Here is a 22,042-nt window from a genome sequence, read left to right on the forward strand (position 1 = left end):
TCACGGCCGGTTGAAGAACTCCCACATCAGCGCGTTGGCCGACACCGCCTGGCTCGGCGCCTCGCCGCGTGCCTTCTGCCCGCCCGGCCAGGAGTGGCCGCCGGTCTCGGTGACGCACAGCTTCACCTGCGCACCGCTGCCGCACGACGGGTAGGCCTCGCAGCGGGCGCCCGGCACCGCAAGCACCGTCTGCGGCGTCGCGGAGCAGGCGTCGTGGCGGGCCCAGCGCGCCATCGTGTCGGACACCGAGCTGAACTCGGAGGTCGCCGCGCGCAGCCGCGTGTTGCTACTGAACCCACCGTCGAACGGCACCATCGGGTCGTTGCGTGCATGGATGTGCAGCACGCTGACCGGGCGCGCCGGCGCGCAGCGGCGCGTGTTGTCGGTGCCGGCCACCGCGGCGATCGCGCTGAACACGTCGCTCGCCTCGCACGCGAGGCGGTAGGCCATCATCGCGCCGTTGGACATGCCGGTCGCGAAGATGCGGCTGCGGTCGACCACCATCTGCTGCTGCAGGTTCGCGACCACCTGCCGGATGAAGCCGACATCGTCGACGTCACGGTCGCGTGCGGTGCCGCAGCAGGTGCCGGCGTTCCAGGTGGCGAGCGTGCCGCGGCGCAGCCGGCTGAAGCCGTTCGGGAACACCAGCACCACGCCTTGGCGCTCCGACAGGCTGATCAGCCCGTAGTTCGCGTCGTCGGCCTGGTAGTCCATGCTGCCGCCGCCACCGTGCAGCGCGACGATCAGCGTCTGCGGCTTCGCGGCATCGAAGCCCTTCGGCACGTGCACGCGGACCATGCGGTCGAGCCCGCCGTGGCGGATCGTGTAACGGTAGTCGCCCGGCGCGGCGATGCCGGCCGTCATGTCGTCCTGCCCGTGGCACAGGCTGTTGCACAACAGCAGCCCCAGGGCCGCGGCAAAGCGGGTCAGGCAGCGCATAGTTTCCCTTCGCTGAAAGATCTCGCGCCGAGCTTACGACCCTGGCCTGGGCGCGGATCGCCGCATCTGCTACGTTCCATTTCAAATTCGTCACAGGAGAGACTCCCATGTTCAAGCTCACGTCCTGCCTCGGCGCCCTCGCACTGGTCGCCTGCGCCTCGCAACCGGCCAGCGTCGCGGTGCCGTCCAACCTGGTGCCGAGCGGCGAACGGGCCGTCGAACGGCTGGCCGCCCGCGGCGTACAGATCTACGAATGCCGCAACAAGGTCGGCGGAACCGGCACCGAATGGGTGTTCGTCGCGCCCGAGGCCGAGCTGTTCGACACGCAGGGCGCGCCCGCCGGCAGGCACTACGCCGGCCCGCACTGGGAAGTGGCCGACGGCAGCCGCATCGTCGGCACCGTGAAGGCCCGCGCCGATGCACCGCTGGCCGGCGCGATCCCGTGGCTGCTGCTGTCGGCACGCTCGGTGGGCGGGCCGGGCCGCCTGACGAAGATCACCAGCGTGCAGCGCGTCAACACCGCCGGTGGCGCGGCGCCTGCAACCGGCTGCGATGCCACGAGCCTGGGCCGCACCGAGCGGGTGCCGTACACCGCGGACTACATCCTGCTGGCGCCCTGAGGAAGCTCGCGGATGTGTGGCTGAAAAGGTCAGGCTGAAAAGATCAGGCTGAACTCGGCCCCGCCCTGCGCATTCGCGGCCGCCAGCGTCCAGCCATGCGCCCGCGCGATCTCGCGGCAGATCGACAGCCCGAGCCCCGCCCCTTGGTGCGCGCTGCCGTTGCCGCGCCAGAAGCGCTCGAACAGCCGCGGCAGGTCGGCTGCCGCGATGCCCGGGCCCTGGTCGCGCACGCGCAGCCCCTGCGCATCGACGGCGAGCGTCACCACCGCGCCCGGCGGTGAATGCAGGATCGCGTTCTCGGCCAGGTTCTTCACCAGGATGAACAAGGCCCCGGCATCGGCCTGCATCCGCACCGCCGCGGCCGGCCGCTCCACCTGCAATGCCACCGCGTGCCGTCCGGCCAGCCGCTCCAGCTGCCCGGCCGCATCGGCCACGGTGCTGCCCACGTCGGTGGTCTCGAAGATGTAGTTCTGCGCTTCGCTGACCTCGGCCAGGTGCAGCAGTTGGTGCACCTGCCGGGCCATGAAATCCAGGTCCTTCAGCAGCAGCTCGCGGCGCTCGCCGCCTTCTTCGTCAAGCTCCACCTCGGCGCGAATCAGCGCCAGCGGCGTTTTCAGTTCGTGCGCCGCCGCGGCCAGGAATTCCTGCTGCACGCGGTAGCCGGTCTCCAGCCGCGCGAGTGCCTGGTTGAAAGCCTCGATCAGCGGCGACAGCTCGCGCGGCAGCCGAGCGCCGTCGAGCCGCGCCTTCAGGTTGTGCGGGCCGATGCGCGCCGCCGCGAGCGACGCGGCCCGCACCGGCTCCAGCAGGCGGCGCAGCGTCAGCAGCACGACGCCGGTGAAGACGCCCACCGCGAGCACCGCGGCAACGATGCCGCCCTTCACGAAGATGCCGCCACCGACCCGGCGCAGCACCGTCTCCAGCCGCTCGCTGCGCGCCACCTGGATCACGTAGTCGCGCCCGGCACGCCGGAACGGCTGGCTGAGGATCTGCAGCGTCACCTTGCCGGCCGCCACGGAGGTGAGCTGCCCGTCGGTGACCACCGGCTGCGCCGCCAGCACCTGTGCGGCCGGCCCGTCCTCGCTGGCCAGCAACACCCGGCCCTGCGCGTCCAGCACGCGGTAGCTGAAATCCTTCGGCAGGCCGTCCACCATCGCCTGGTGCTTGTCGCTCAGCTGCACCTGCACCAACCGCCCCTGGGCATCGAAACGCAGCCCCTGCTCGATGTGCTCGGCGGTGTCGTCCAGTCCGTGACGCGTCGCATCGGAGGGCACCAGCAGCACCACGGTGGCCAGCACCGCGCCGGCCAGCAGCATCACGACCAGCAGCCCGCCGATCGCGGCCAGCAGCAGCTGGGCCGCGAGGCTAGACGGAATCCGGATGCCGAAGCGCATAGCCGTGGCCCCTCACGTTGACGATCTCCAGCGCCGAGCCGATCGCCGGCAGCTTCTTGCGCAGCCGGTGCAGCGCCACGTCGAGCGCGTTCGGCGTCACCGCCTCGTCGACGCCCCAGGCCGCGCGCTCCATGGCCGTGCGGCGCACCGTCTGCCCGGCCGCGCGCACCAGGCTGAGCATGATCTGCAGCTCGGCCGGCGGCAGCGTCACCGATTCGGCGCCACAGTTCATGCAGCCGGCCTCCGGCCGCAGTTGCAGGTCGCCGAAGGCCGGCGACAGGCTTTGCAGCTGGGCCGGGCGGCGCATCAGCGCGCGCACGCGGGCCACCAGTTCCTCCATCGCGAACGGCTTGGCCAGGTAGTCGTCGGCACCCGCCTCCAGCCCGGCCACGCGGTCGTGCAGCGCGTCGCGCGCCGTCAGCATCAGGCAGGGCACGCGCTGCCCGGCCGCGCGCAGGCGGCGCACCAGGTCGAGGCCGTCGCCGTCGGGCAGGCCGCGGTCGACGATCAGCGCGGCGTAGTCGGCCTCGGCGAGTGCATGCCAGGCCGGCTCGATGCGCTCGAAGGCATCGACCTCGATGCCCGCGCCGGACAGCGCCTTGCCGACCAGCGCGGCCAGGCGGGTGTGATCTTCGACCAGCACGACACGGTTCATCGTCGGGGGTTGTCAGCTCAGAAGCGGTAAAGGTAACCCAGGCGCACCGCCGGCAGGATGCGGCGGTCGACCAGCGGGCTGTCCTTGATGCTCGAGCCGAGCGCGGTGGCACTCACGTCGAGGAACGCGCCGTCGCGCGGCGACAGGCCGTAGAACGTGCGCAGGCCGAGCTCGGCGTTGGTGGTGGCGCGGCCCTCATAGGCCGGCCGGAATGCAGTGGCTTCCTCCGGCCGCACGCCGTAGTAGTAGTCGACGTACTTCGCGTCGCGCCAGACCGCGGCGACACGCGGCGTGAACATGAAGCGCCCGAAGCGGAAGTCGCGCTCCACCCCCAGGCGCGCCTCGGTGCCCTTGCTGTGCGAAGAAGCATCACCGGCCAGCTCGGCCGACAGCTTCGCGTACTCGGTGCGCCATTGCACCGCACCGCCCAGCCAGAAGCTCGGCTTGCGCTCTTCCATGCCGTTGAGGATGGGCGCGTCGTCCGACTCGTAGCCGTCGCCCAGCGCATAGCGCGCGCGCAGCGCGAACGACACCGGGCCGGCAGAGGGCAGCTTCAGGTCGGCGCCGAGGCCCAGCACGCGCACGTACTCGTTCTCGAAGCTGATCAGCGGCAGCACGCGGGTCTTGTTCTCGGCGCCCGTGTACACCGGGCGCTGCCAGCCGGCACCGATGCCCAGGCCCCAGCCCGAGGGCGGCGGCGCGGGTTGATCCTCTCCCGGCTGCGGCTGTGCCATCACCAGCGGGGCGGCGGACAGGGCGAGCATGGAGAGCACGAGGGAACGGAGCACGGTGGGGTTCAGCATGGTGAGGTCTATCCAGTGACGAAGCCGCGATGGTTCTTTCGGTCGACTTACAGGCGACTTACCCACGGCGGCGCGATACATCATGTGACCACAAATCACAGCAGCGGCCGCAGCGCCTGGGCCGCCTCGTGCAGCAGCGGCAGCAGTTGCGAACGCATCTGCTCCGGCGTGTACGCGACCGATTGCAGCGTCATGCCGACGGCGCCCTTGCAGACGCCCTTGCGGTCGCGCAGCGCGGTGGCGATGCCCGACAGGCCCAGGTCGCGCTGCTGCGCGGTGATCCAGTGGTCGGCGGCCCGCGCCGCGCGCACATGCTCGCGGAACACGTCGGCGGTGCTCACCGTGTGGGCCGTGAACGCATGGAAGTCGTGCTCGGCGAGCCAGGCCTCGAGCTCCGCATCGCCCAGCGCCGACACCATCACGATGCCCGGCGTCGCCACATGCGCCGGCGCGCGCGCACCGACGTGGTAGCCGATCGACACGACGCGCGGCGCATTGCTGCGCGCGACGTAGACCACCTCGTGGCCATCGAGCACGCTGACGTTGACCGTCTCGCCGCACTGCATCGAGACCCGCTGGATGAAGGGCTGCACCAGCCGCGGCAGCCGGGCCGCGCCGATGTAGCTCTGGCCCAGGCGCAGCACGCGCGGCGCCAGCCAGAAGCGCTTGCCGTCGGTGCCGGCATAGCCGAAGTGCACCAGGCTCAGCAGGTAGCGGCGCGCGGCGGTGCGCGTCAGGCCGGCGAGTTGCGCGGCCTCGCTCGGCGTCAGGCGCGGGTGGTCGTCGTCGAAGGCCTCGATCACGCGCAGGCCCTTGCCCAGGCCGTCGATGAGGTCCTTCCTGTCGATCTGGAACGGGGTGTCGTCCATGCAGTGGCGGGTCCGCGACCCGAGTTAACCCGAAGAACGCGCGATCATCGCGCTGCCTGCGCGACTATCGCGCATTTCCGGGTCAGCACGCTTGTGGCCGACCCGGGGGCTGCCTACCCTCGCGCCGATGACCCTTTCCGGCAGCACGCGCGTTTTCCTGATCCTCGGCGACCCGGTGGCGCAGGTGCGTGCGCCGGAGGTGTTCAACCACCTGTTCGCGCGCCACGGGGCCGATGCGGTGCTGGTGCCGGCGCAGGTCGCGGCGGCCGACCTGGCGGGCTTCGCGCGGCAGGCGCTGAAGGCCCGCAACATCGACGGGCTGTGGCTCGCGATCCCGCACAAGACCGCGATGGTCGAGCTGCTGGACCGCTGCGACCGGCTCGGCCGCAGCGCCGGCGCGGTGAACGCGGCGCGGCGCAACGCCGACGACACGCTCGAAGGCGCGCTGTTCGATGGCGTCGGCTTCACGAAGGCACTGGCGCATTTCGATGTGCCCGTGCAAGGCCGCAGCGCGCTGGTGGTCGGGGTGGGCGGTGGCGGCGTGGCGATCGCGACCTCGCTGGCCGCGGCGGGTGCGGCGCGCATCGCGCTGTTCGACACCACGCCGGGCCGCACCGCGGCCATCGCCGCGCGGTTGGCCGCCGAGTTCGGCGTCGACGTGGTGCCGCTCGATCGACCGGACCCGGCCGGCTTCGACCTGGTCGTCAACGCGACGCCGCTCGGCTTGCGTCCCGACGACCCGCTGCCCTTCGATCCCGCGCAACTCGACCCCGGCACCGTCGTCGTCGACATCCTGATGAAGAACCAGCCGACGCCGCTGCTGCGGGCGTGCCACGCGCGCGGCATCGTGGCCCACCCCGGCTTCGAGATGCTGGTGCAGCAGGTGCCCGAGTACCTGTCGTTCTTCGGCTTCGACCGCATCGCGCAGGCGGTGCAGGAAGATGCTTCCGACGTGCGCGCACTGTTCCAACCCCAAGGAGACAAGACATGAACTCACCCCTCCGCCTCGCGCTGCTGGCGGCGATCGTCGGTGCCGCCACCGTCGCCGCGCAGGCCCAGACCGTGAAGCTGGCCGTGATCCAGGAGCTCTCCGGCACCGGCGCCACCGCCGGCACCAACGCGAAGAACGGCATCGAGCTCGCGGTGAAGGAGATCAACGCGGCCGGCGGCATCCTCGGGCGCAAGCTCGAGACGCTGGTCAACGACACGCAGTCGAACCCGGGCGTCGCGAAGGGCCTGGCCACCAAGGCGGTCGACGACGAGGTGTTCGCGGTGCTCGGGCCCACCTTCTCCGGCTCGGTGCTGGTCAGCATGGCCGAGACGCGGCGTGCCGAGGTGCCCAACTTCACCGGCGGCGAGGCCAGCTCGATCACGCAGCAGGGCAACCCGTACATCTTCCGCACCAGCTTCACGCAGGCCTCGTCGATGCCGAAGGTCACGCGCTACATCGCGACCACGCTGAAGGCGAAGACGGTGGCGGTGATGTTCGTCAACAACGACTTCGGCAAGGGCGGGCGCGATGCCTTCGTCAAGTCGGCCGACGCGAGCGGGCTGAAGGTGGCGGCCGACATCTCCACCGAATCGGGCCAGGTCGATTTCGCGGCGCCGGTGCTGCGCGCGAAGCAGAGCAATGCCGACGTGCTGTTCGTCTACACGAACGAGGAAGAGTCGGCGCGCGCGCTGCGCGAGCTGCGCAAGCAGGGCTGGAGCAAGCCGGTGATCGGCGAGACGACGCTGACCGGCCAGAAGGTGATCGACCTGGCCGGCGAGGCCGCGAACGGCGCGATCGCGCACGTCGGGCTGACGGTGGATGCGCCGACGCCGGCGATGCGCGCCTTCCGCACCCGGTTCGAGAAGGAATACAAGTACGTCTCGGACCACAACGGCATCAAGGGCTACACCAGCGTCTACATGCTGAAGGCCGCGATCGAGAAGGTCGGCAAGTTCGACCGCATCGCGGTGGCGAAGGCGCTGCACGGGCTGAGCATCACGGTGGCCAAGGAGCCGGGCGTGCTGATGGACGTGAGCATCGACGCCAACGGCGACCTCGACCGCGAGAGCTTCATCGTCGAGGTGAAGAACGGCAAGCAGGAGGTCCGGGAGACGCTGCCGGCGCTCGGCAAGAAGTCGTGACGTGACCGCCATGACATGACCGATTTCCTGCAACTCGTGCTGTCGGGCATGGCGACCGGCAGCATCTACGCGCTGGCCGCGCTCGGCTTCACGCTGCTGTGGCAGGCCTGCGGCACCATCAACTTCGCGCAGGGCGAGTTCGTGATGCTGCCGGCGTTCACGATGCTCGGCTTCATGAGCGCCGGCCTGCCGCTGTGGGCCGGCTTCGTGCTCACGTGCGTGCTGGCGGTGGGCGTGCTGGGCTGGGCCTTCAAGCGCGGCATCGCCGACCCGCTGCTGCGCTTCGGCCTGATGCCGGTGGTGGTCGCGACCATCGGCCTCGCGATCGCGATGCGCAATGGCGTGCGCGCCGGTTTCACCGCCGAGGCGCATCCGTTCCCGAGCCTGTTCGCCGACCAGCTGTTCCACCTGGGCGGCGTCACCGTGACGCTGATCGACCTGGGCACGCTCGCGATGGCGCTGGTGCTGGTGCTCGGCACGCAGGCCTTCCTCGCGAAGACGGTGACCGGCCGCGCGATGCAGGCCGTGGCCCAGAACACCGAGAGCGCCACCGTGCTCGGCATCGACGTGCCGCGCATGGTGTTCTACACCTTCGCGATCAATGCGCTGCTGGCCTGCGCCGCGGCGCTGCTGATCACGCCCACCTACCTGGCCAAGTTCGACATGGGCGAGCCGCTGGGCACCAAGGCCTTCTTCGCGGCGATCATCGGCGGCTTCAACAACTCGCGCGGCGCGCTGCTCGGCGGGCTGATCGTCGGCGTGGCCGAGAACCTGGCGTCGGCCTACATCTCGGCGGCCTACAAGGACGCCGTCGCGCTGGTGGTCTTCATGCTGGTGATCCTGTTCAAGCCGCAGGGGCTGCTGGGCCGCCGCGAGGAGCGCAAGGTATGAGCCCGGGCAAGCCCCGGATGCCGGTGCTGATCGGCGTCGCAGGCCTCGTGCTGCTGGTCGCGGTGCCACCTTTCCTGAAGAGCTACGGGGTGTACCTGCTGAGCTACTGGCTGGTGTTCGTGATCGCCACGATGGGGCTGAACCTGACGGTGGGTTACGCCGGCCAGAAGTCGCTCGGCCATGCCGCCTTCTTCGGCATCGGCGCGTACACGCTGGCGATCGCGATGAAGGCAGGCTTCAGCTTCTGGCTGGGGCTGCCGCTCGCGATGGCGGGCTGCTTCGCGGTGGGGCTCGCGCTCGGCTTCCCGGCGCTGCGGGTGCAGGCCATCTACCTGGCGTTCGCGACGCTCGGCTTCAACACCGCGGTGTGGCTGGTGATGCGCAACGAAGAGTGGCTGACCGGTGGCACCTTCGGCATCAACAACATCGCGCGGCCGTCGCTGCCCGGGTGGTCGCTCGAGCGCAAGCTGCCGTATTACTACTTCATCCTCGGCTGCACGCTGGTGCTGGGCGCGCTGCTGTGGAAGCTGCTGCGCTCGCCGTGGGGCAAGGCCTTCACGGCGCTGCGCGACAACCCGATCCGCGCCGAGAGCCTGGGCATCCACATCCAGGCCTACACGCTGCTGTCGTTCGCGATCGGCGCGGCGTATGCCGGCGCGGCGGGCGCGCTGTTCGCCTCGCTGGTGCAGTTCATCGAGCCGGCGCCGTTCACCGTGGGCGCGTCGATCATGATGTACCTGATGGTGGTGGTGGGCGGCTCGGGCCGCTTCTTCGGGCCGGTGATCGGCTCGGCGGTTGGCGTGCTGCTGCCCGAGTGGCTGCGTTTCGCGCAGGGCTGGTACCTGTTCGTGTTCGGCAGCGCGGTGGTGCTGCTGATGCTGTGGTTGCCGGACGGCCTGCTGAGCATCCCCGAGCGGATCCGGGCGCGGCGTGCGGCGCGCGAGGCGTCGGCGGCCCGGGCGGCCGCGGCGGCGTCGATCGGCGCACCGTCATGAGCGCGCCGTTGCTGAAGGTGTGCGACCTGCGCAAGTCGTATGGCGCGATCGTCGCGGTCGCCGGGGTGTCGTTCGAGGTGATGCCGGGCGAGATCTTCGGCGTGATCGGGCCGAACGGTTCGGGCAAGACCACGATGTTCAACAGCGTGCTAGGGCAGATCCAGCCGGACGGCGGGCGGGTCGAGCTGAAGGGGCGGGACATCACCGGCCTGTCGCCCTTGCAGCTGAGCCGGCGCGGCGTGGGCCGCACCTTCCAGACGCTGCAGGTGTTCGGCAAGATGAGCGTGCGCGACAACCTGCTGGTGGCCGCGCAGGAGCACCACGGCAGCATGGCGAGCCGCTTGTTCGCGCCGGGCGACTCGGGGCGCGGCGCGCAGGCCGATGCGTTGATCGAGAAGTTCCGCATCGGCCACGTGGCCCACCAACTGGCCGGCGAGCTGAGCTACGGCCAGCAGAAACTGGTCGACATCGCGATGGCCTTCATGAGCGAGCCCGACCTGGTGCTGCTCGACGAGCCGTGTGCCGGCGTCAACCCGAGCCTGGTGGGCGGCATCAGCGTGCTGCTGAAGGAGCTCAACCGCGAGCGGGGTGGCAGCTTCATCGTGATCGAGCACAACATGGATTTCGTGATGGACCTGTGCCACCGCATCCTGGTGATGGTCGAGGGGACCGTGATGGCGATCGGCACGCCTGCCGAGATTCGTTCCAACCGGGAGGTGCTCGATGCTTATCTTGGCAACTGAGTCGGCAACCGAGCATCCGCTCGTCGAGCACACATGACCGACACAGCCATCGAGTTCGAGGACGTCGTCGCCGGCTATGGCGAGTTCATGATCCTCAACAACCTCAGCCTGCAGGCGAAGCGCGGCCAGATCACGCTGCTGCTCGGCCCCAACGGCGCCGGCAAGTCGACCGTGTTGAAGACGCTGTTCGGCCTGCTGAAGGTGCGCCAGGGCCGCATCCGGCTCGACGGCGCCGACATCACCGGCACCGCCCCGAAGGACCTGCTGCTGAAACACGGCATCGCCTTCGTGCCGCAGGGCCGCAACCTGTTCGGCCAGCTCACCGTGTGGCAGAACCTGGAGCTCGGCGGCATCACGCTCGGCATGAAGACCACGCATGCGCGCATCCCCGAGGTGCTGGCGCGCTTTCCGCGCGTGCAGGCGCGCATCGGCAGCCAGGCGTCCGCGCTGTCGGGCGGCGAGCAGAAGCAGCTGGAGATCGCGCGGGCGATGCTGCTGCGCCCGCGCGTGCTGCTGATCGACGAACCGTCGATCGGGCTGTCGCCGATCGTCGTGGCCGACGTGTTCAAGCTGCTGCGCGAGCTGGCGCAGCAGGGCACCACCGTGCTGATGGTCGAGCAGAACGTGAAGAGCGCGTTGAAGGTCGCCGACGAGGCGATCGCGCTCGAATCGGGCCGCACGGTGCTGCACCGCCCGGCCGGCGAGCTGCTGGCCGATCCGCACATCGAGCGGCTGTTCCTCGGCGGCGCGCACGCGACCGGCACGCAGGCGGCTTGACGCGAGGAGCGCTCAGAACGACACGCCGACGAACGCCTTGACGCTCCTGCCCTGGGGGTCGTTGACGATCGACAGCCCGCCCTGGGCGGTGAAGTTGTCGTTCGTGAACTTGGCGGTCACGTCGAGCTGGCGCTGCGTGCCGTTCTGCGTGTACTTGATCAGGATGCTCTGGTTCTTCGAGACGAACGACAGCGCGGTGGCCACCGTCACGCTGCTCTGCCCGCCCGACGTGGCCTTGCGGTACGCGAAGCTCCAGTCGAGCTGCCCGTTCTTCAGCTTCGCGCTGAGCGCGCCGCCGACCTCCAGCACCTGCGACTGCGCCGTGCGCTCGCGGCCGACGAACAGCTGCAGGTTGCCGCGCACCACGTCGAACGCGAAGCTGGTCTCGACCTCGATGCGCGACTTGCGCAAGCCGCTGTCCTTCACGTCGTCGATGCGGAAGCTCAGCGTGAAATCCGGGCGGATCTCGAAGCTGCCCATGAACTGCAGCCGGTGCGTGCCGCTGCTCTTCGACTCGTAGACCAGGGCCAGGTGGTTGCGCAGCGGGTCGACCCGCACCTCGGCGGGCAGGGTCATCGGCGTGCCGGCGATCTCGAGCGCCGGATCCTCGAGCACGAAATGCAGGTGGATCGCGGTGGTGGCCGTGGCCACGCGTTCCCACTGCCCGGCGAACACCAGGCTGTTCGGGAAGGTGCTGGTGTCCTTGTCGTCGAACTGGAAACGCAGGCGCGACTTCGTGTCTTCGATGAAGCCGTCGATCACCGACTCCTTGCCGCCGATCGACAGCACCAGGTTGCCGTCGCCGTTCAGCCCCCACAGGCAGTCCAGCGTGAACGTGAAGTCGCGGTCGCCGTCGGGATCGACCACCAGCCGGTTCTTGTCGAGGTGGAAGCCGGGCAGGCCATCGGTGCCGCTCATGATGGTGAACACCGTCTGGCCGCCCTGCACCAGCGTGAGCTGGTTGCGGTCGTTGAACGACCACTCGACGTCGACGAGGTCGCTGCCGCCCCCGGCGTTGCGGATCTTGATGCGGTTGCCTTCGGTGGTCCAATCGCCCAGCTTGTTGGCGGCGCTGTCGTGCACGCTGCCGTTGGTGTCGAGGGTCAGGATGCCGTTGCCGACCATCAGCGGGAACTGTCTCATCGGGGATTCTCCTGTGGGTGGATGTCAGAGCGTGCGCAGCGTGGCGACGCCGAATTGGAAGCGCAGCCGGCCCTCGCCGGGCGGCACCGAGCCGACCGGCCGCGCGGCATCGAGCTGCAGCGTCAACGCGTTGCCGTAGCGCCAGCGCAGGCCCAGCCCGAGCGCGGCCTTGGTGCCGCTGAAACCGGTCGGCGAATCGGCGACCGCGCCGACGTCGGCAAACACCGCCATCGACAGGCTGCGGCGCAACAGGCGTGCCAGGCCTTCGTCGGCGGGCTGCCACGGCAGCGGTCGCCAGTACTCGCCCTGCACGCTCCAGACGCGGCGGCCGACGGCAGCTTCTTCGCGGTAACCCCGCACGCTGTCGGCGCCGCCGAACGGCAGGTACTCGGTCAGCGGGGCCTGCGCCGTCACGCGACCCCATCGACCGCGCAGCGCCCAGAACTCCAGCCGGCCGAACAGGCCGCGGGCCGATGCCTCGGCGCGCAGCTTGCCGAAGCCCTCGCCATCGGTGCGGCCGCGCGCGGCGCCAAGTTCCGCCTCGGTGTACAGCGACGACGGCGTGCCCGGCTGCGAGTGTTGCAGCACCAGGCTGGTGTCGACCAGCGTGGTCTGCGATGCGTCGTCGCCCGCACTCTCATCGTGATGCAGTTCGGCGCGGCTGCGCGCGATGCCGAACTCGGCCTGGCCGAAGCTGCCGCCGCGGTCTCGCCACAGGTCGAGCACGCCACGCAGGTCGACGCCCTTGCGGCGCTCGTCGGGCCGCGTGCTGTCGGTGGCGCGGTCGGGCGTGAAATCGGAGTACACGCGGCCGTTCAATTGCAGGCGCCGCCCCAGCAGCGCGAAGCCGACGAAGTCGCTGTCGTACGACGCGCTGCCCGAGGCTTCGCGCTGCTGGCCCACGCCGAGCCCCATCGAATCGCCCGGCGCGAGGCCGTCGCGGCGGTAGTCGGCCGACAGCCGGACCGGCTTGCCCGAGCGGAACTCGGCGCCTGCTTCCACGTGGTTGCGCGCCGGGCGCATCGCCTCGCGCTGGCGCGGTGTCGCGGGCACCGGGCCGGGATCGACCTGTGTCGCCTCAATGGGCTCGGCCTGGCGCGTGCAGGCGGGCACCGCAGCGGTCGAAGCGGCTGCGCTCTGGGTGCCGGCACATTCGGGCGTGGCTTTCGGCAGGTCGCGCGGCGTGGCGCAGGGGGGCAGGTCGGCGGGGGGCGGCGTGTCCGCCGCTTCGGCCACCGGCTCGACGATCAGCAGCGCCAGGTGCTGCATCGGGCTCTCGCCGCGCGCCTTCAGCGCATCGGCGTCCGGCGCCAGGCGCTCGTGGAACATCGCCAGCCGCGCGTGGTAGCCGATCGCGCTCAATCGCTGCAAGCGCTCGGCCAGCACACCCTGCGTGTAGTACTGGTGGGCGATCTGCAACGAGCTGCCCTCGATGCCCGGCATGGCGTCGTCCAACGGCAACTGGATCGCCGCGGGTTGCGGAGCCTGCGGAAGCCAGACCGCCCTGGCCGCGCACAGATGCTCGCGCGGTTGGCCGTGCACCCGCCCGAAATCGCTGCTGGGCAACAGCATGTAGAGGGCGCGTTCGACCGATGCGAAGGAACCGCGCAGGTAGACGGCCGCGATCATCGGATCGGGCTCCAGCAGGATGCGGCCGCCCACGCCGCGCGGCTGGCCGGGGGCGACCGGTTGCGTGTCGAGCCAGTGCGGCCGGGCGACGCGGATGTTGGCGTGCTCGCGAGGCGCGTTCGACACCCCGCCCAGCTCGCGCGCGCCCGCCTGGTCCTTGGCCTGCAGCTGGGTCGAGGTCGTCAGGCCGCGCACCTCCAGGTAGTCCTGCATCGCGTCCTGGACGCGCGGGCGGTACCACAGCCTGCACTGGAAGTCCGACAGCGCGGCCTGGGCCAGCCCGCCGCGCAAGGTCTCCCATTGCACGACGTTGGCGGTGGGCCTCAGCTTGAGGTCGCGCAGCGGCGGCGCGATCTCGAAGTCCATCAGGCCCTGGCGCGGGCGCACGGGCGAATCGACATCCACCTTCGGCATCAGGGGCCCGTCGGCCAGCGCCGCGTTGTTCTCGTGCAGCGCGGTGAAGACCGAAGCGAGGTCTTGCACCACCAGTGGTGAGCCCCGGCTGCGCAGGGCCTGCGACCAACGGCCGACCTTCACGGTCGCCTCGCCCCAGGGCATCGAGCCCTGCCAGAGCTCGGCCGCGAGCGGGTCCGTTTGCACGAGCGATTCGAGTTCGCGCTGGCGCGCCGGGCTGTCAGCGGTCTGCAGCAATTGCGCCAGCACTTTCGGCCGCGCGGCGAAGAGGGTTTGCAGGTAGCCGGTCAATTCCGCCGTGACCGCGTCGGGGCTGAGTTGGCAGCCGTCGAACGCCGGCCTGGCGCTGCCGTCATGCCAATCGATGCGTGCGGAGCCCGCGGCGATGGCGAGGTGCCCCTCGCGCAACTCGACCTGCACGGTGAAGGTGGGGGGCTGCACCGGCCCGGTCGCGGTGCTCTGTGCCACGGCGGGCCGGCATGCCAGCAGCAGCGGCAGCATCAGGGCCGCGACGGCCAGGTACGACAGCTTCTTCACGCGATCCCGGCCTCCCATTGTGGGGGCGAGCATAGCGGCGCGCCGGCTCGCGGGCCTCGTCTGCATTGAGGATGCGCCGGCACCGTCGGACCAGATCGTGGCTCGTAGAATCCCGCCCGATCGAGAAAACAATTGGAGGGAGTTGAAGTGTCGAATCATCGTGGACTCGCGGCAGTCGCCGCGCTGTGTATGCTTTTGTCCGCCTGCGGCGGCTCGGAATCGAGCGAGCCGCCCGTTGCGCCCGCTGCGCCCAGTGCGGCGCTGGCAGGCACGATCAGCGGACTGACGCAGAGCGGGCTCGTGCTTGCCAATGGCGCCCAGACGCTCGATGTGGTGACCGGAGCCACCGCATTCACTTTCACCGCAACGGTCCCGGTGGGCCAGGCCTACGCCGTCACCGTGAAGTCGCAGCCGACCGGCCAGAACTGCACGACTGCGAACGCCAGCGGCACGATGCCGGCCAGCGGTACCACGACGGTCGCCATCACCTGCGTCGATGTGGTCGTTGCGCCGTCTGATCATCAGATTGGAGGGACGATCAGCGGACTGGATCGCGATGGCCTCGTGCTCACGAACGGCGCCGACTCCCTCACCGTTCAAGCCGGCGCGACATCGTTCACGATGCCGACCGCCAAGTTGCAAGGCAGTGCCTACGCTGTCACCGTCACGACCCAACCCGCCGGGCGCACCTGCGACATCTCGCAAGGCAGCGGCACGGTGGGAACGAGCGATGTCACGACGATCGCGATCTCCTGCCACGGCGAGGGCTACCTGACCAGCACGCTGGCAGGCAGCGACACGGCCGGCGCGTCCGATGCAACAGGCGCCAACGCCTCGTTCAACAGGCCGGTCGGGCTGGCAGTCGACAGCCATGGCAACGTGTTCGTCGCTGACGAGGGCAACAACCTGGTTCGTCGCATCACGCCGACGGGTGCGGTTTCGACCTGGGCTGGCAGCGGTTCCGTGGGAGCAGTTGACGCGTCAGGTGCAGGCGCCAGCTTCTCCGCTCCACGAGGGCTGGCAGTGGACGCCTCCGGCAACGTCATCGTCGCTGACACCGGCAACAACAAGATCCGGCGGATCGCCACCGACCGCACGGTCAGCACCTTGTCCGGCACTGGCGCGCGTGGCGCGACCGATGGTGCCGGCAACGTCGCTGCGTTCTCCACGCCAGCGGCCATCGCGCTGGATCTGGCGGGCAACGTGCTGGTGGCAGATTCGGGCAACAACGCGATTCGCCTGATCGCCGCCAACGGCAACACCTCGACGCGCGTGCTGTCCGGCTCGTACGCCAGTCCCTGGCTGCCCAACAGTCTCGCCATCGATGCGACCGGAAACCTGTATGCGACGCAGACCGTCTGCGTGTTGCTGAAGATTTCTGCTTCAGGCTTCACGCAAGCCATGCCCGGCGGCAGTTGCACGTTCGGCTTCACCCAAGGGCCGGCGTTCAACGCAAAGCTCGCGAGCGCCCCCGACGGCACGCTCTATGTCGCGGACCAACTGGGCATGGTCATCCGAAGGATTTCCGCGGAGGGAGTCATGTCGATCGTGGCGGGCACGCCCGACGTCGCGGGTCACGCCGACGGCAGCAATGCGACATTCACGCGGCTGCAAGGGATCACGATCGATGGCGCGGGCAACCTCTATGTCGTGGACGGGAACCGGATTCGAAAGCTGACGCCGCAATAGTCCGGCAGTCATCGCCGCGCTTCAGATATCGCCGCGTGGGCTCCAACCGATTCCCGTGCGCGCCACCGCTGCATCCTGCAGCGAGATGGTTTCGAGCACCGGCAGCAGCAGGTTGAAGGACTCCCGGTACAGGTCCTTCTTGTACATCTCGTCGTCGACCTGGCTGAAGCCGCAGTGCTGGATCAGCTGTTTCAACGCGAGGCCCGCATCATCGGGATGGTTGCGGGCATGCTGTTCGAATCGCTCGCGCAAGCGCGCGTGATACTTGCGCGCAAGCACCTCGCCGGACAGCCCGCAGACCAGGGACACGAGCTGCCGCAATGCGTGATGGGGTTCGCCCGCCATCGCCCTTGCCAGCAGGTCGTCCAGCAAGGGCTCGACCGTCCGCAGCAGGACGTGGTCCGGCATCGCGGGCACGCGCCGATTGCGGCCGGACAGCACCTTGTCCTCCAGCACGCCCAGCGCGGCCCTGCAGATGTCCGATGCACAGGCGTCGAGATCTTCGGCGCGCCCCAGCGCGCTGGCGATCCTGTCCCGGATGAGCACCTCCGTGAGCAGCAACGCCTCGGCGGCCACCGGCTCGGCGCGATCCGCGTAGAACACCGCGCCTGCCAACAGCCGCAACCAGTCGACCTGCTCCACGGACGGGAGACCTTGCACGAGCGCCAGGCACCGCGGTGGGAGCTCGCGCCAGTACCGTTGGGCCGGATCGCCGAATCGGAACAGGTGATCCAGCGCGACCAGCGCGGCTCGCGTTTCCAGGCCCGGGTTGGTGGCGAACGTCCATTCGGCCAGCAGAAGACAACTGGCATCCATCAACTGCTGCAGGCTCGCGGCCGCAGGCTCGGGCACCCTCGAGAGTTGGTACGAAGACTCCTGGATCGACGTGCACAGCATCGATGCGGCGAAGTCGGCACGATGCGGCTTCAGCCTCGTCGCCAGCTGACTGGCCAGCTGCGGATCGTCGTGCAGGCACATCGCCTGCAGGAGTTGAGGAGACTCGCGACGGCCCCAGTGCTCATCGATCACACGCACCGCGGCCTGGGCGTCTTCGTGCGCCAACTGCAGCAGCAGGCGCCACACGTGCAAGTCCATGTGGCGCGACACGTTCCAACCCGTCACCTCCCGGGGCCACAGCTCGCAGCGCTGCGCCGCCGCGAACCTCCGCGCCACCGGCACGCGTCCGTCGCCGACGCAATCCGCGGCCAGAGCCTCGAGCTGCCGATCGAACGTGGATTGCTCATTCATCCCCACGTCCACGCGCAGCAAGAGCAGGAAGTGAACGACGCCCAGCAACTCATCTGCCGCGCCTTCGTCGCGAACGGTGGCCAAATGGGCGACGAGGCCCGCTCGCATGCGCCGTTCACGCCAGATTTCAACGCGGAGCACGGCGCGCCAGGCAAGCGCCAGCCCGCGCGTGAGCAGGCCTGGTGGCCTGGGATACAGCACGGAGAGATACCTGTGGTGGAACACCACCTCGAAGCTTTCCATCAGGACATTGGGCCTCGTCAGCAATCGCGTCTCGTGCGCGGCATACCACCGTGCAACGTCGACCAGACGGCGCTGCTCGGCCGGCGTGCACAGCGCAAAGAGGCGATCGCGACGCACCACGATGTCCTGGCGCTCCTTGTGGTTGAGCGGTCGGCGAGGCAGGAAAGCGGATCGGGGCAGCGTCGGTGTCGTCAACGGGACTCGGCGGGGAGGAGACGGAGCGGCGGATTCTAGGCGGCGACAACGCCGCCGGCTGGTACGAAGAGCCCCCGTTGACGTGCCCCCCTGCCGCTAGAATCCGCAGCCTCGCTCGCCGTAGTTCAATGGATAGAACGGCCGCCTCCTAAGCGGCAAATACAGGTTCGATTCCTGTCGGCGGGACCAGTGCACAGTCGCCCGGTTCTGCGCTCGCTGTACAGCTCGATCGCGCGCCTGTCATCCCTGGCTGACATCGATCCTGCTGATCGCTACGGACGGTGCCGCCGCAGGGCGACACCGAACGAGGCGCCTCATCGGTGAATGGAGCGCGGGCGGGTCAGTCGCGCGTTGACGGTCAACCCGCTGTCACCTCGATGCGACGCGGCTGCGCATGCGCCTGCTTCGGAATGCGCAGCGTGAGCACCCCATCCTTCAGGTTGGCCTCGATCCGCGCCGTGTCGAGCTCGCGGCTGAGCGTGAAGCTGCGACGGTAGCGCGGCACACGCACTTCGGCGTACACCGCTTCCAATCCGTCTGGCGTCAGCGGCTGCACGCCGCCTTCGATCAGCAGGGCATCGCCTTCGACCTTCAGCTCCAGCTGCTCCTTCGGAACGCCGGGCATGTCGGCCAGCAACGTGATGCCGTTCGCATCCTCGAACACGTCGACGGCGGGCGGTACGGCGCGCAGCGTGTCAGGTTCGGCACCGGTTCGGGTCACTTGCTTGTTGTCGCTCATGATCTTTCTCCTGAGGGTTACGCGCGTCACTGCACCGTGATGCGCTTCGGTTGGGCAGATTCGCGGCGCGCGACGCTCACGCGGAGCACGCCGTCGCGGTAGGTGGCGTTCACCTGCCCGGGGTCGATGTCGTCGGGCAACGAGACGGCCCGCATGAAACTGCCGGCACCGCGCTCCCGGGTGTAGACGTTCACCTTTCCGGCCGCGTCCGGGATGCCGGACGAGCGCTCACCCGCGATGCGCAGCACGCCGCGGTCGATCGTCACCTCGATCTTCGAGGCATCCAGCCCCGGTGCGAACGCATAGACCTCGACGCTGTTCGGGGTGCGGCCGACATTGATGGCCGGGACCGTGCCCGGTGCCACCGACCGGATGCTGCCGGGAAGACCCGAGACGCCAAACACGTCATCGAGTTCACGACGCAGGCGTTCGAACTGACCGAACAGGCTGCCCGGATGATTCAGGATCGATTCGTACATGGTGTGACCTCCGATTCAATGGTGGACGCCGGCCGGAGACCAGGACCAGCCGGCACGGAAAACCAGATAGGAGTCCCCCTGGGCGTTTCAAGAGGAGACGCTGCCCGCTACCGGTCGCTACCACTTGTCCTCGTCGAAGAGGTCCTCGGCCAGCCACGTCCAGCGCTGCTGGCGTGGCAGCGCCTGGCCTCTGGGCAGCGCCGCGTGGACCCACGCAGGCCGCTGCGGGTGGCGTGCTTCGCCGCCCTGGCGCGGGCCGGTGGCCCCGATCGCCAGCGAGCAGGTTCGGCTGCTTGTTGTGTCCTCGGCCGTCGGCCCGGGACACGACGATCTTGCTTCGTCCATGGGTGTCCTCCTGGTCATCAGGCGTCGACCAACAAGGGCTGCCGGCCGACTCGCGACAAAAATAGTGGCTGCTGCTCGCGGATTCAAGGGGTCGATCCCGCACCCTGCGACCGACGTAGATACCGGCGTCAGATCATTGTGTGGCGCGGGCTGCAGAGCCAATCTACATCGCAACAGGCTGATTCGGTCCCAGCGATGCTCTGTCGACGCGTCAGCCCGTACGCAACGCCTCGAGCACGTACGGGCGAGCGACTGGACCTCAGGCACCCATGACACCGGACTACGTCGACACGGTCAGGCTGCTGCTCGCGATTGAGGCCGGGTCCCGCGGCGGCACTACGCCCCAATCTCACCATACGTCGGCTTCCCGTCGCGCTCCAACCGGTGGTACGTCGCCCCCTTGCTGCTGGTGGCCGACGCCACCTGCTTGAATGCCGCCGGCACCGTGCCGCTGCCGAAGAGCCGCTTGCCCGAACCGAGCACCACCGGAAAGATGAACAACCGGTACTCGTCGATCAGGTCGTGCTTCAGCAGCGTCTGCATCAGGTCGGTGCTGCCCCAGGTCTGCACGCTCTGGCCCGGCTGCTCTCGCAGCTTGCGGAGTTCGGCGACCACGTCGCCCCGGACCAGGTTGGAATTGTTCCAGCTGACACGCTCCAGGCTGCGCGACACCACGTGCTTCGGCCGCGAGTTGAGCGCGGTCGCGATCGCATTGCCCGGGTCGGTGATCTTGGGCCAGTAATTGGAGAAGATGTCGTAGGTCTTGCGGCCGAGCAGAAAACCGTCGGCGTCCGCGAACCCCTCGGTGATCAGCCGCCCCATGACGTCGTCGGAGTAGGGGCCCTGCCAGCCTCCATGCACGAAGCCCCCCTCGCGGTCCTCGTCGGGGCCGCCGGGAGCCTGCATGACGCCATCCAGGGTCAGGAATGCATTCACGATGATCTTGGGCATGATGAGTTTGTCCTTTCATCATCACGACGAACCAGGCCGGCCCGAATCGACACGACCTACGACAGCGCGGTCTCCAGGTCGTGCTCAGGCCGCACACCCAGCGGCAACACCGACAGCGTGACGCCGTCCAGCGTGAGCACCAGCCCCAGTTGCCCGCCCACCTGCATCACACCGCAGGCGCTCGCATGCGGTGATGACGATGTTTCGGCCACCCCCGCGGACGTCCCCGCCAACGCACTGATCGGCGGCTGGCGAAGCATCGCCCACAGCGCCTGTGGATCACGCAGCTGCAGCGACTGCAGGTACCGCCGGAAGACGGTCTCTTCGCCCGGATCCAGCTCGGGAGGGGGCCGGTGCCCGGGTGCCCCGCCCGCCTCCCGCAGCCGCGACAGCGCCCGCCGCAACTGCTGCCGGCTGGCGGCTTCGGACCTGCCGCTGGCCTGTGCGATCTCGGCATGGCCGACCTCGAACACCGCATGCAGCAACACGGCAGCACCGTCCGCCGGCGTCAGATGGGCCGCGAGCAGCCGCAAGGCGCGGGCCGCCTCTTCCGCGAGCGCCGCATCCATCTCGGCCGACGGCGAGGCCCGCGCCGTGTCGTCGTCGGCCTCCATCTCGGCCACCCATTGCTGCATCCACTGGCGACGCCGCAGGCGGTCGATGGCCAGATGGCGCACCACGGTGAGCAACCAGGCCTGCGCGGCGTTCAGCTCGAGCGCATCAGCCTCCAGCGCACGGACGTAGGCGTCCTGCACGGCATCCTCGGCGTCCGCCGGGCCCAGCAGGCGGGTGGCCGCGCGCACCAGGCGGCGGCGGTCGGCGTGGATCAGGGCCAGCGTGCGGTCGTCATGCATCGGCGCAGCTTGCCACAGCCGGCACCGGCGCGGTGTCACGCCAGCCGCGTCTCGTTCGTCAAGGCAGCTCAACCACCAGAACACCACCAGGACCCCCACCATGGACACCCCAGACACCACGCCGCCGTCGAGCGCCACCGAGCCGCGCACCTCCTACCTGGAGGAAAAGGCCTTCAAGGCACGCACGCTGCTGATCTTCGGCACCGTCACCGACGTGACCGCCGCCGACGTGACGCGCCGGCTCATCGCACTCGACGCCGAGAGCGCCGACCCCATCGACGTACTGGTGAGCTCGCCGGGCGGCCACCTGGAGTCGGGCGATGCCATCCACGACATCCTGCGCTTCATTGCCGCGCCGGTGAACATGATCGGCACCGGCTGGGTCGGCAGCGCCGCCACCCATCTCTACCTGGCGGTGCCCCGCGAGCGGCGCTACTGCCTGCCCAACACGCGCTTCCTGATCCACCAGCCCAGCGGCGGTGCCGGCGGGCAGGCCAGCGACATCGCCATCCAGGCGATCGAGATCATCAAGGCCCGCGAGCGCATCGCGCGCACGATCGCACGCGAGACCGGCAAGTCGCTCGAGGTGGTGCTGAGCGACATCGAGCGCGACCGCTGGATGTCGGCCGAGGAAGCGGTCGAGTACGGGCTGGTGTCGCGGATCATCGAGCGCAAGACCGAGCTCCGGGGCGCCTGAGCCCCAGGCCGGCGAGCGACCCGGCCGATGTTCGTTGACTGAACCGCCCTCGGGAGAACC

General features: G+C 69.4%; 22 protein-coding genes and 1 tRNA gene. 10 read left to right on the forward strand and 13 right to left on the reverse strand.

Annotated elements, in window-relative coordinates; genetic code table 11:
- The gene (locus BUE42_RS05390) at positions 1 to 939 is read right to left on the reverse strand and encodes an extracellular catalytic domain type 1 short-chain-length polyhydroxyalkanoate depolymerase (protein WP_073463490.1); all 939 of its coding nucleotides are present in this window, start codon (positions 937 to 939) and stop codon (positions 1 to 3) included.
- Positions 940 to 1,046: 107 nt separating this feature from the next.
- On the opposite strand from BUE42_RS05390, the gene BUE42_RS05395 reads away from it, so the two are divergent.
- Positions 1,047 to 1,559 (forward strand): DUF3455 domain-containing protein, encoded by a 513-nt coding sequence (locus BUE42_RS05395; RefSeq protein WP_073463492.1) that lies wholly within the window; start codon positions 1,047 to 1,049, stop codon positions 1,557 to 1,559.
- Between the two features lie 29 nt (positions 1,560 to 1,588).
- Here the strand turns inward: BUE42_RS05395 and BUE42_RS05400 are convergent, their stop codons facing one another.
- The 4 genes from BUE42_RS05400 to BUE42_RS05415 all read right to left on the reverse strand — a co-directional run bounded on the left by BUE42_RS05400 (position 1,589) and on the right by BUE42_RS05415 (position 5,280).
- Positions 1,589 to 2,953 (reverse strand): sensor histidine kinase, encoded by a 1,365-nt coding sequence (locus BUE42_RS05400; protein WP_073463494.1) that lies wholly within the window; start codon positions 2,951 to 2,953, stop codon positions 1,589 to 1,591.
- Entirely contained in the window at positions 2,925 to 3,608 is a 684-nt protein-coding gene (locus BUE42_RS05405; protein WP_073463496.1) for a response regulator transcription factor, read from the reverse strand. The genes BUE42_RS05400 and BUE42_RS05405 overlap by 29 nt, the downstream gene beginning before the upstream one ends.
- Before the next feature lie 17 nt (positions 3,609 to 3,625).
- Positions 3,626 to 4,372 carry a MipA/OmpV family protein gene (locus BUE42_RS05410; RefSeq protein ID WP_235002122.1) on the reverse strand — a complete coding sequence of 249 codons (747 nt, stop codon included), beginning with the start codon at positions 4,370 to 4,372 and terminating at the stop codon, positions 3,626 to 3,628.
- Positions 4,373 to 4,506: 134 nt separating this feature from the next.
- Positions 4,507 to 5,280 (reverse strand): IclR family transcriptional regulator domain-containing protein, encoded by a 774-nt coding sequence (locus tag BUE42_RS05415; RefSeq protein ID WP_073463498.1) that lies wholly within the window; start codon positions 5,278 to 5,280, stop codon positions 4,507 to 4,509.
- Between the two features lie 127 nt (positions 5,281 to 5,407).
- Between BUE42_RS05415 and BUE42_RS05420 the strand changes: the two genes are divergently transcribed.
- Genes BUE42_RS05420 through BUE42_RS05445 form a run of 6 tightly spaced genes read left to right on the forward strand, consistent with a single transcriptional unit; the run spans position 5,408 to position 10,819 of the window.
- Entirely contained in the window at positions 5,408 to 6,271 is an 864-nt protein-coding gene (locus tag BUE42_RS05420; RefSeq protein WP_073463500.1) for a shikimate dehydrogenase family protein, read from the forward strand.
- Positions 6,268 to 7,413 (forward strand): ABC transporter substrate-binding protein, encoded by a 1,146-nt coding sequence (locus BUE42_RS05425; RefSeq protein WP_073463502.1) that lies wholly within the window; start codon positions 6,268 to 6,270, stop codon positions 7,411 to 7,413. Before BUE42_RS05420 ends, BUE42_RS05425 begins: the two co-directional genes overlap by 4 nt.
- A 15-nt stretch (positions 7,414 to 7,428) precedes the next feature.
- Positions 7,429 to 8,304 carry a branched-chain amino acid ABC transporter permease gene (locus tag BUE42_RS05430; RefSeq protein ID WP_073463504.1) on the forward strand — a complete coding sequence of 292 codons (876 nt, stop codon included), beginning with the start codon at positions 7,429 to 7,431 and terminating at the stop codon, positions 8,302 to 8,304.
- A complete protein-coding gene (locus BUE42_RS05435) occupies positions 8,301 to 9,299 on the forward strand; it encodes a branched-chain amino acid ABC transporter permease (protein WP_073463506.1) in 999 nt (332 codons plus the stop codon). Before BUE42_RS05430 ends, BUE42_RS05435 begins: the two co-directional genes overlap by 4 nt.
- Entirely contained in the window at positions 9,296 to 10,042 is a 747-nt protein-coding gene (locus tag BUE42_RS05440) for an ABC transporter ATP-binding protein (protein WP_073463508.1), read from the forward strand. The genes BUE42_RS05435 and BUE42_RS05440 overlap by 4 nt, the downstream gene beginning before the upstream one ends.
- A gap of 33 nt (positions 10,043 to 10,075) precedes the next feature.
- Positions 10,076 to 10,819: an ABC transporter ATP-binding protein gene (locus BUE42_RS05445; RefSeq protein WP_073463510.1), complete on the forward strand. Its 744-nt coding sequence runs from the start codon at positions 10,076 to 10,078 to the stop codon at positions 10,817 to 10,819.
- 12 nt (positions 10,820 to 10,831) lie between these two features.
- On the opposite strand, the gene BUE42_RS05450 is transcribed toward BUE42_RS05445, so the two are convergent.
- Together BUE42_RS05450 and BUE42_RS05455 are read right to left on the reverse strand one after the other, a co-directional pair.
- Positions 10,832 to 11,962: a hypothetical protein gene (locus BUE42_RS05450; RefSeq protein ID WP_073463512.1), complete on the reverse strand. Its 1,131-nt coding sequence runs from the start codon at positions 11,960 to 11,962 to the stop codon at positions 10,832 to 10,834.
- A gap of 24 nt (positions 11,963 to 11,986) precedes the next feature.
- The gene (locus tag BUE42_RS05455) at positions 11,987 to 14,542 is read right to left on the reverse strand and encodes a BamA/TamA family outer membrane protein (RefSeq protein WP_073463514.1); all 2,556 of its coding nucleotides are present in this window, start codon (positions 14,540 to 14,542) and stop codon (positions 11,987 to 11,989) included.
- Between the two features lie 147 nt (positions 14,543 to 14,689).
- Here BUE42_RS05455 and BUE42_RS32915 point away from each other — a divergent pair, with 147 nt between their 5' ends.
- Entirely contained in the window at positions 14,690 to 16,231 is a 1,542-nt protein-coding gene (locus BUE42_RS32915) for an NHL repeat-containing protein (RefSeq protein WP_159445368.1), read from the forward strand.
- A 21-nt stretch (positions 16,232 to 16,252) separates the two neighbouring features.
- Here BUE42_RS32915 and BUE42_RS05465 read toward each other — a convergent pair whose 3' ends face one another.
- Entirely contained in the window at positions 16,253 to 17,917 is a 1,665-nt protein-coding gene (locus tag BUE42_RS05465; RefSeq protein ID WP_143171313.1) for a hypothetical protein, read from the reverse strand.
- Between the two features lie 114 nt (positions 17,918 to 18,031).
- Here BUE42_RS05465 and BUE42_RS05470 point away from each other — a divergent pair.
- Positions 18,032 to 18,106 (forward strand) — tRNA-Arg (locus BUE42_RS05470).
- Between the two features lie 169 nt (positions 18,107 to 18,275).
- Here BUE42_RS05470 and BUE42_RS05475 read toward each other — a convergent pair.
- The 5 genes from BUE42_RS05475 to BUE42_RS05495 form a co-directional block, all read right to left on the reverse strand.
- Positions 18,276 to 18,656, reverse strand: coding sequence for an Hsp20/alpha crystallin family protein (locus BUE42_RS05475; RefSeq protein WP_073463518.1), 381 nt, complete (start codon positions 18,654 to 18,656; stop codon positions 18,276 to 18,278).
- Between the two features lie 26 nt (positions 18,657 to 18,682).
- Positions 18,683 to 19,135, reverse strand: coding sequence for an Hsp20/alpha crystallin family protein (locus BUE42_RS05480; protein WP_073463521.1), 453 nt, complete (start codon positions 19,133 to 19,135; stop codon positions 18,683 to 18,685).
- Between the two features lie 117 nt (positions 19,136 to 19,252).
- A complete protein-coding gene (locus BUE42_RS05485; protein ID WP_073463524.1) occupies positions 19,253 to 19,480 on the reverse strand; it encodes a hypothetical protein in 228 nt (75 codons plus the stop codon).
- 336 nt (positions 19,481 to 19,816) lie between these two features.
- On the reverse strand, positions 19,817 to 20,431 hold the full coding sequence (locus BUE42_RS05490) for a dihydrofolate reductase family protein (protein ID WP_073463526.1): 615 nt from the start codon (positions 20,429 to 20,431) through the stop codon (positions 19,817 to 19,819).
- Between the two features lie 56 nt (positions 20,432 to 20,487).
- Positions 20,488 to 21,285 carry a sigma-70 family RNA polymerase sigma factor gene (locus BUE42_RS05495; RefSeq protein ID WP_073463848.1) on the reverse strand — a complete coding sequence of 266 codons (798 nt, stop codon included), beginning with the start codon at positions 21,283 to 21,285 and terminating at the stop codon, positions 20,488 to 20,490.
- Between the two features lie 100 nt (positions 21,286 to 21,385).
- On the opposite strand from BUE42_RS05495, the gene BUE42_RS05500 reads away from it, so the two are divergent.
- Positions 21,386 to 21,982 carry an ATP-dependent Clp protease proteolytic subunit gene (locus BUE42_RS05500; protein WP_073463528.1) on the forward strand — a complete coding sequence of 199 codons (597 nt, stop codon included), beginning with the start codon at positions 21,386 to 21,388 and terminating at the stop codon, positions 21,980 to 21,982.
- Positions 21,983 to 22,042 lie beyond the last annotated feature (60 nt).

Source organism: Rhizobacter sp. OV335, assembly GCF_900142965.1.
Taxonomy (GTDB): domain Bacteria; phylum Pseudomonadota; class Gammaproteobacteria; order Burkholderiales; family Burkholderiaceae_C; genus Rhizobacter.

What these genes read in the sequence shown, in the direction of transcription:
- BUE42_RS05390 (WP_073463490.1), bottom strand. Translation starts at nt 939, where the DNA reads ATGCGCTGCCTGACCCGCTTTGCCGCGGCCCTGGGGCTGCTGTTGTGC.
- BUE42_RS05395 (WP_073463492.1), top strand. Translation starts at nt 1,047, where the DNA reads ATGTTCAAGCTCACGTCCTGCCTCGGCGCCCTCGCACTGGTCGCCTGC.
- BUE42_RS05400 (WP_073463494.1), bottom strand. Translation starts at nt 2,953, where the DNA reads ATGCGCTTCGGCATCCGGATTCCGTCTAGCCTCGCGGCCCAGCTGCTG.
- BUE42_RS05405 (WP_073463496.1), bottom strand. Translation starts at nt 3,608, where the DNA reads ATGAACCGTGTCGTGCTGGTCGAAGATCACACCCGCCTGGCCGCGCTG.
- BUE42_RS05410 (WP_235002122.1), bottom strand. Translation starts at nt 4,372, where the DNA reads ATGCTCGCCCTGTCCGCCGCCCCGCTGGTGATGGCACAGCCGCAGCCG.
- BUE42_RS05415 (WP_073463498.1), bottom strand. Translation starts at nt 5,280, where the DNA reads ATGGACGACACCCCGTTCCAGATCGACAGGAAGGACCTCATCGACGGC.
- BUE42_RS05420 (WP_073463500.1), top strand. Translation starts at nt 5,408, where the DNA reads ATGACCCTTTCCGGCAGCACGCGCGTTTTCCTGATCCTCGGCGACCCG.
- BUE42_RS05425 (WP_073463502.1), top strand. Translation starts at nt 6,268, where the DNA reads ATGAACTCACCCCTCCGCCTCGCGCTGCTGGCGGCGATCGTCGGTGCC.
- BUE42_RS05430 (WP_073463504.1), top strand. Translation starts at nt 7,429, where the DNA reads ATGACCGATTTCCTGCAACTCGTGCTGTCGGGCATGGCGACCGGCAGC.
- BUE42_RS05435 (WP_073463506.1), top strand. Translation starts at nt 8,301, where the DNA reads ATGAGCCCGGGCAAGCCCCGGATGCCGGTGCTGATCGGCGTCGCAGGC.
- BUE42_RS05440 (WP_073463508.1), top strand. Translation starts at nt 9,296, where the DNA reads ATGAGCGCGCCGTTGCTGAAGGTGTGCGACCTGCGCAAGTCGTATGGC.
- BUE42_RS05445 (WP_073463510.1), top strand. Translation starts at nt 10,076, where the DNA reads ATGACCGACACAGCCATCGAGTTCGAGGACGTCGTCGCCGGCTATGGC.
- BUE42_RS05450 (WP_073463512.1), bottom strand. Translation starts at nt 11,962, where the DNA reads ATGAGACAGTTCCCGCTGATGGTCGGCAACGGCATCCTGACCCTCGAC.
- BUE42_RS05475 (WP_073463518.1), bottom strand. Translation starts at nt 18,656, where the DNA reads ATGAGCGACAACAAGCAAGTGACCCGAACCGGTGCCGAACCTGACACG.
- BUE42_RS05480 (WP_073463521.1), bottom strand. Translation starts at nt 19,135, where the DNA reads ATGTACGAATCGATCCTGAATCATCCGGGCAGCCTGTTCGGTCAGTTC.
- BUE42_RS05485 (WP_073463524.1), bottom strand. Translation starts at nt 19,480, where the DNA reads ATGGACGAAGCAAGATCGTCGTGTCCCGGGCCGACGGCCGAGGACACA.
- BUE42_RS05490 (WP_073463526.1), bottom strand. Translation starts at nt 20,431, where the DNA reads ATGCCCAAGATCATCGTGAATGCATTCCTGACCCTGGATGGCGTCATG.
- BUE42_RS05495 (WP_073463848.1), bottom strand. Translation starts at nt 21,285, where the DNA reads ATGCATGACGACCGCACGCTGGCCCTGATCCACGCCGACCGCCGCCGC.
- BUE42_RS05500 (WP_073463528.1), top strand. Translation starts at nt 21,386, where the DNA reads ATGGACACCCCAGACACCACGCCGCCGTCGAGCGCCACCGAGCCGCGC.